This window comes from Alcanivorax sp. HI0083, assembly GCF_001635175.1.
The window spans coordinates 1-7,176 of the sequence record NZ_LWFX01001630.1; the positions used below are offsets into that span (position 1 = coordinate 1).

Genomic DNA, 7,176 nt, shown 5'->3' on the forward strand with positions numbered 1-7,176 from the left:
CGGAAAGGGTCATCATGCCGTTGATCATGCCGCCCCAGCTGGGCGCCAGCAGCACGATGGAGAACACCATGCCCAGGGATTGAGCCCAGTCGGGCAGGGAGGAGTAGTGCAGGTGGTGCGGCCCGGCCCACATGTAAACCGCGATCAGGGCCCAGAAATGCACAATGGAAAGGCGGTAGGAATACACCGGCCGTTGGGCCTGAACGGGCACGTAGTAGTACATCATGCCCAGGAAGCCGGCAGTCAGGAAAAAGCCCACCGCGTTATGGCCGTACCACCACTGCACCATGGCATCGATGGCGCCGCTATAGGCGGAGTAGGACTTCATCAGGGAAACCGGTACTGCCAGGTTGTTCACCACATGCAGCAACGCGATGGCAATGATAAAGGCACCGTAGAACCAGTTGGCCACATAAATGTGCGAGGTCCTGCGCTTGGCGATGGTGGCAAAGAATACGGCCGCATAGGCCAGCCAGACCAGCGTGATCAGGATGTCGATGGGCCATTCCAACTCGGCGTATTCCTTGGTGGAGGTAAAGCCCAGGGGGAGCGTAATGGCAGCGGCGACAATCACCACCTGCCAGCCCCAGAAGCTGAATGCCGCCAGTTTGGGAAATGCCAGGACCGCGCTACAGGTGCGCTGGACCACATAGTAGGAGGTGCCCATGAGGGCTGAGCCGCCGAAGGCAAAAATGACCGCATTGGTGTGTAGGGGGCGCAAACGCCCGAAGCTTAACCAGGGGATATTGAAGTTCAGGGCAGGCCAGGCGAGTTGGGCGGCGATAAACACCCCCACCGCCATACCCACGATCCCCCAAACCACAGACATAACTGTGAATTGCCGAACAACCTTGTAGTTGTAATCTGGCGAAGCAACAGCATTTTCCATGTGCGTTTCCTTCCGATTTTTGTGCGAGCTGACTGTAACAGGCACAAACGCGGTCCTTTTTGATGCAGATCAAGTGGCGCTGTCGGTTGCTCACGCCTTGATCGGCAAGCCTGGGCGTCCGCACCCCAATTGCGGGCAATAGCCGCAAATGCTGTACGGGAATATCGCTATACTATTTCGGACTAAGTGAAATAGCGATAGCGATACGGCACATCCAGGCAGGACATTTTGCCCCACCCCTTTTGCGTCCAAATGCACACTCTCTTTGTGGGCAATTTAGGGGGTGAGGTCAACGGAAAGCGGGGATATTTTTGAATCTACGCAGAAGAATTGCGGGACAGGCCAAAAATCAGCGCCGTCAGGCAAGCCAGGAAAGTAACAGTGACGATGGCGGTGCCGAGCAAGCCGAACAGCACGATGGCACCAACCCCGCGATATAACTCCGTCCCTTCACCGGGGATCAGCACCAACGGGGCAAGGCCGCAAACCGTGGTGATGGTGGTCATGGCAATGGGCCTCAGTCTCGATGCCACCGCATCGCTGACCGCCTGCGCAGCAATGCTGCCGGCACGCATGTTCAGGGTGGCTTCGTGAACAATCAGGATAGGGTTGTTCACCACCGTGCCCATCAGAATCAGGAAGCCCAACATGGTAATCATGTCGAAAGGCTGACTGATACCAGCGGCATTTATCAGCGCGAGGCCCAGCAAACCGCTGGCAATGCCCAGTGGGATGGTGGTCATGATCAGCAGTGGGTAGCCCCAGTGTTTGAAAATGGCGACCAGCAGCAAATACACCAGCAGCAGGGCGACCACATAGTTACCGCTGAGCGATTGTTGTGTTGCCTGCAGCTGGTCGCTGGCGCCGGACAGGCTAATGCTGATGGTGTCCGGAATGGCCCCGTTGTCACGCAGCCGCTGGACCATGGTGCGCACCAGGGCCACGCCGCTTTCCAACGGCACTGACCGGGGCGGAATGATATTCAGCGTCACCGTGCGGCGGCCATTAACCCGGCGAACCACACTGGTATCCACGGTTTCCTGAAGGTCAGCCAGAGACGATAGCGGCACAGTGGCGCCAATAGGGGTATGTACCGGCAGGCCGGGCAAGGTGGTCAGAGACGGCGAGCTGCCAGTACGGTCGCTATAGGCGTAGATATCCACCTTGTCGTCACCAAGGAAGAATTCATCCAGGAAGGCGCCATCGGTGAGCGCCGCCACGGTATAGCCCAAATCACGGGTGGAGAAACGCACCTCCGCCGCGCGGCTCCAGATGGGGCGGACTTCAATCAGTGGCTGGGCCAGCGACAGACTGGCGGGCTGGGACTGGATGCGCGGATTGTCGAAGACAGTTTTCGCTTCCCGATACAGCGTTCTGGCCACATCATAAATCTCAGCCAGATCCTTGCCCGCCACATCCAGCGTCACGCTGCGGGTGCCGCCATCGTTGCTGGAAATGATCGAGCCGCGTGCCGCGAAGGCACGCATACCCGGGTATTGCCGGTAAACTTGGGTAATCCCGTCCATCATCGGTTCCATATGGGCCGGGTCCATGGGTTCAGCGATGATGCGCAGGTTCTCGGCGCTGACGCCCAGGTTCATGTACTTGAGTGGCGGCATGGACAGTTCGCCGCGGTCATAGGCCTGCGGGTCCTGGCCTACCAACGGCAACAGTTCTGCTTCCACTTCGTCAGCAATCGCGGCCATGGTCTCCAGATTGTAGCCGGGCGGGGCGTTCATGCTGGCAAAGGTCTTGGGCTCTTCACCCTCGGGCAGATATTCCGCTGGCGGGGTCAGGAACACCACAATGGCGGTGGCAATTGCCAGCGTAATGCCCAGGGTGGCAAGTTGGCGCGGGCGGGTGGCTAATAACTGTGTGGCCCAGCGATTGATCGCTCGCATCCACCGGCTGTGTTCACCGTCATGATCCATCACGGCGGAGAAATCCAGCCGGGCGGAGAGGGTGGGGATCACCGTCATTGCCACCAGCATGGAGACCAGAATCGAAGCGGAAACGGCAATGGCAATATCGGAGTACAGTTGCCCGGCTTCTTCCTGAATAAACACCACCGGAAGAAATACCAGCACCGTGGTCATGGTGGAGGCAAACACCGCCGGCCACACTTTCTGGATACCGCTCACCGCTGAGCGGATTCGATCAAGCCCTTTGCGCCGCTCCATTTCGATGCTTTCCAGCACTACAATCGAGTTATCCAGGGTCATGCCGATAGCGAAAGCAATGCCCGCCATGGAGATGACATTGATGGTTCGTCCGGCCAGCAACAGCCCCAGGAAAGCAGCGATGGTACAGATGGGAATACCAATCACGCCTACCGCAGTAATGCGTACCGAGCGCAGAAACAAAAACATGACCAGGGTGGCGAAGAGGGCGCCGATGCCGAGATTGATCCACACGTTGGCCACCGAGGCCTCCACGTAACGCACGTCGTCGGACATTAGCGACATGTCCATGCCGGCCGGTTCCAGCACCTCCTTTTTAATCAGGTCGACCTGCTCCAGCATTCCCTGCTTGATGTCGATTACGTTGGAGCCGGTTTCCCGGCGGACTGCCAGCATGATCACCGGATTGCCGTTAAAGCGGGATATCTGCCGCACGGGGAAGTGATCCATGACCACGGTGGCCACATCCTGCAAGCGCACCAGTGAGTCACCCTGGCGCTGCAAAATCAAATCGTTGAGATCATCCAGATTTTCGAAACGGCCCACGGTGCGAAGCAGGTAGCGCCGCTTTCCACTATCTACTTCACCGCCGGAAATATCCTGATTGCGTTCGCGAAGGGCATCGCGCACATCCACTACGGTCAGCCCGAACTGGGCCAAAGCCTGGGCATCGAGCAGCACCTGAATCTGCCGTTCAGCACCGCCACGCATTTCCACCATGGAAACGCCTTGCACGCTTTCCATGCGCGGGCGAACTTCATCGTCAATAAAGTCACGCATCATGTCCATGTCCAGGCCGCGGGGGTTGCCGGCCTGCGGGTAGACACTGAAATACATGAAGGAATTGCTGGAGAACGAAGAGGAGAGAATTTGTGGTTGGTCCACCGTATCCGGGTAGGCGGGGACCTGGCTGAGCGCGTTGTTCACCCGGATCAACGCATCGGTAATATCCACGCCAAAGGGGAATTCCAGCTCGATCTCCGCTTCGCCGCTGTAGGCGGTAGCGGTGAGGCGACGCAGATTGGGTAGATTGCGCAGGTATTCTTCCTGCTCAATCAAAATTTCCTTTTCCACATCTTGGGGCGTGGCGCCGGACCAGCGTGTTAGCACGCTGATGGTGCGCACTTCCAGATCCGGGATCATCTGCACAGGAATACGCAGCGCGGCAAGCACGCCGAGCAGGGTGATGATCAGCACGATCACCGTCATCAGGGTGCCGTTACGAACAATCCGTTCAAACATCAGCGGGTCACCTGAACACGATCACCGTCTCGCAACCCTTCGTTTCCACGGATTACCACCTGATCGCCCTTGCTGAGGCCTTCCAAAACGATTACCGGATCGGATTGCCCCGATCGCACCTTGATGGCGCGCCGCTGGGCGACTGCCTTATCGTCATCCGTGACCACAACCCACACCGACACATTACCCTGAACATCGCGGAGCAGGGCATCGCGGGGCACCACCGGCTCCGCATTCGGGGCCTGAATGGCCAGGTTGCCGAATACGGCCATGCCCGGGGTTAGATCTTTCGAATTCAGGCTTGCCCGCAGGGTGAATGTTCGGGCGGCCGGGTCATTCACCGGCACAATAGCCGTTATCTTCGCGGCCATGGTCCGTTCGCCGGCTGCCTGGGTTTGGGTGCCTGCCTTTTCCTGACGAATCGTAAGCGGGGTGCCTGTATTGATCTGGGAGTAATAACGCTGAGGCACCGCGAAATCTGCATGCAGAGAACCTGTACCCACCAACTCAAGCACTGGCGTACCGGGCACCACCCATTCGCCCACCTCGGTCAGCTTGGCGCTGATAACCCCCGGAAACGGCGCTTTCAGAGTGTGGCGCTGAAGCAACGCTTGCTGGCGGCCCACCTCGGCCTGACTGGCCGCCAGAGCCGCCTTGCTGGCCTCCACCTGGGATTCCAGACTGCGGACTTCGCTGGCGGCGATACTGCGGCGAGCAATCAGGCTACTGGCTTCATCCAATTGCCGCTGTAAATCCGCCAGCGTGGTTGCCTGCTGTTTATGGCTGGCTTTTGCCTGTTGCAAGGTTAGCCGGTTAATCTCGGCGTCCAGCGTCAGCAGCACGTCGCCAGACTCAACCCGGGAGCCGATATCTACGTTCAATTTGCTCACCAGGCCAGCCACTGAGGCAGAGAGCCGGGCGGACTGATCGGCTGCCAGGGTGCCATTGATCAGCAGTTCACGAACCGGTTTCTGCATTTCCACTGTGGCGACGGAAACCGGTACCGGATTGGCCTGCGTTATCAGTGGCAGGCAAAAAGAGACAAGCAGGCAGAAACGCAGCGCGAGCATAGACAGCAGAAACTCCGGCAGTAGAACAGTGTAATGGCGATAGCACCCAGACTAACGCGATTTAACTGGCCGGGGCGTCCAGATGCAAATACTAACCGTTAATGATTACAAGCTTTGCGTTGTGTGGGCGCTCTAGAGGAGCGTGGTGGATAACCCAACGGGAATTTCGTTGTGTGCCCATAACACCCATTGATACGCATAATGTATATTATGTTAAATAGAGTAATTGCCGTTATGGTTACATCTTTATTGGTCCACCCTCGCCACTGATTCGTACGCAACAGTTGTTGCGTCTGTCGTAAGCATTTCGAGTAGGATTGCTGACAGAGGAAATTACTTCCTTCAGCAACCCGTTCCTAGTGCATGCCTGGAGACCTTGTGGCCCAAGACACTCCTAGCCTGATCCAGGGCTCCATTACCCGCGCGCTGTTGACCCTGGCGATTCCGATTGTCTTCGCGAATCTTCTGCAGACGGCCTACCAGCTTACCGACACGTTCTGGGTCGGCCGACTGGGGGCGGATGCCGTTGCTGCGGTGTCGCTCAGCTTCCCCGTTTTGTTTTTCCTTATCTCGTTGGGAATTGGCCTTGCCGTTGCCGGAACAATTCTGGTTGCCCAGAACAAGGGGCGCGGTGATCTGGATGCGGTCAACCATGTGGCCGCACAGGCATTGATGGGCGTAATCGCCCTCTCCTTATTGCTCGCTGCCATTGGCTATTTTATTGCGGCACCGCTGGTGGCGTTTCTCGGTGCATCGGCATCCGTGCAGCCCCACGCCACGTCCTATCTACAGGTGTCTTTTCTCGGGCTGCCGTTCATGTTTGCCTATGTGATTTTTCAGTCGCTGATGCGTGGCGTCGGGGATGTAAAGACACCTTTACTGATCGTTGCGGGGACGGTGCTGCTTAATTTTGGGCTCGATCCGTTGCTGATTCTTGGTTATGGCCCGGTGCCGGCCCTTGGCGTTAGTGGCGCGGCAGCCGCAACCCTGGCTACCCAGGGCCTGGCCGCGGTGATCGGTTTGTTTATGCTGTTCTCGGGGCGCTATGGCATTCAGCTTGCCCGTTTGCACATGCGCCCGGATTTGCCCATGTTGTGGCAGTTGTTCCGGCTGGGGCTGCCTGCCGCCGTGGAACAGGCAACCCGGGCACTGGGGCTGATGCTAATGACCATCCTGGTGGCCGGGTTCGGCACCGTTGCGCTGGCCGCTTACGGCATTGGGTCGCGGATGCTGAGTTTTGTGATTATTCCAGCGCTGGGTCTCTCACAAGCCACCTCCACGGTGGTGGGGCAAAACGTGGGCGCCGGGCAGCTGGAACGCGCGGAACACACGACGTACCTCAGCGGCGCACTGGCACTGACGAGCTTGACGTTGGTTGGGGTGGTCAGTTTCTTCCTTGCCGCGCCGCTGGTTGAGCTGTTCGTGCCCGGCGAGGTCGCAGTTATCGAAGAAGGCGCCCGCTTTGTTCGCATCACCGCCCTCTCCTACGGCCTGCTCGGCGCCCAGATTGTGGTCACCGGAGCCTTTCGCGGCTCGGGCAACACGCTCGCCGCCATGGCCATCGCCTTGATTTCCCTTTGGGTGTTGCAGTTCCCGATTGCCTGGTTACTCACAGAGCGCACGCAACTGGGCGTGGCCGGAGTGTGGATTTCCTATCCGGTTCAAGCCTTTCTGTCGGCGCTGGTTGCCTGGGTATGGTTTAAACGCGGTACCTGGAAGCAGAAAAATCTGGTGGGAAGAACCCCTGAAGAAACCAAGGTGGCTCAGTATCCCACCGACACGGTAATGGATACCA

At 58.2% G+C, this 7,176-nt stretch carries 4 protein-coding genes; 1 reads left to right on the plus strand and 3 read right to left on the minus strand.

The genetic code is table 11. From position 1 onward, the window contains the following. From A3754_RS24045 to A3754_RS24055, 3 genes are all read right to left on the minus strand, one after another. A partial coding sequence (locus A3754_RS24045) for a cbb3-type cytochrome c oxidase subunit I (protein ID WP_197468831.1) occupies positions 1-889 on the minus strand: 889 nt, incomplete at its 3' end. 317 nt (positions 890-1,206) lie between these two features. Continuing rightward, on the minus strand, positions 1,207-4,311 hold the full coding sequence (locus A3754_RS24050) for an efflux RND transporter permease subunit (RefSeq protein ID WP_063521548.1): 3,105 nt from the start codon (positions 4,309-4,311) through the stop codon (positions 1,207-1,209). Next, on the minus strand, positions 4,311-5,381 hold the full coding sequence (locus tag A3754_RS24055) for an efflux RND transporter periplasmic adaptor subunit (RefSeq protein ID WP_082904828.1): 1,071 nt from the start codon (positions 5,379-5,381) through the stop codon (positions 4,311-4,313). The genes A3754_RS24050 and A3754_RS24055 overlap by 1 nt, the downstream gene beginning before the upstream one ends. Before the next feature lie 378 nt (positions 5,382-5,759). Here A3754_RS24055 and A3754_RS24060 point away from each other — a divergent pair. Continuing rightward, positions 5,760-7,176 (plus strand): MATE family efflux transporter (locus A3754_RS24060; protein ID WP_063521549.1); only part of this gene is annotated, 1,417 nt, incomplete at its 3' end.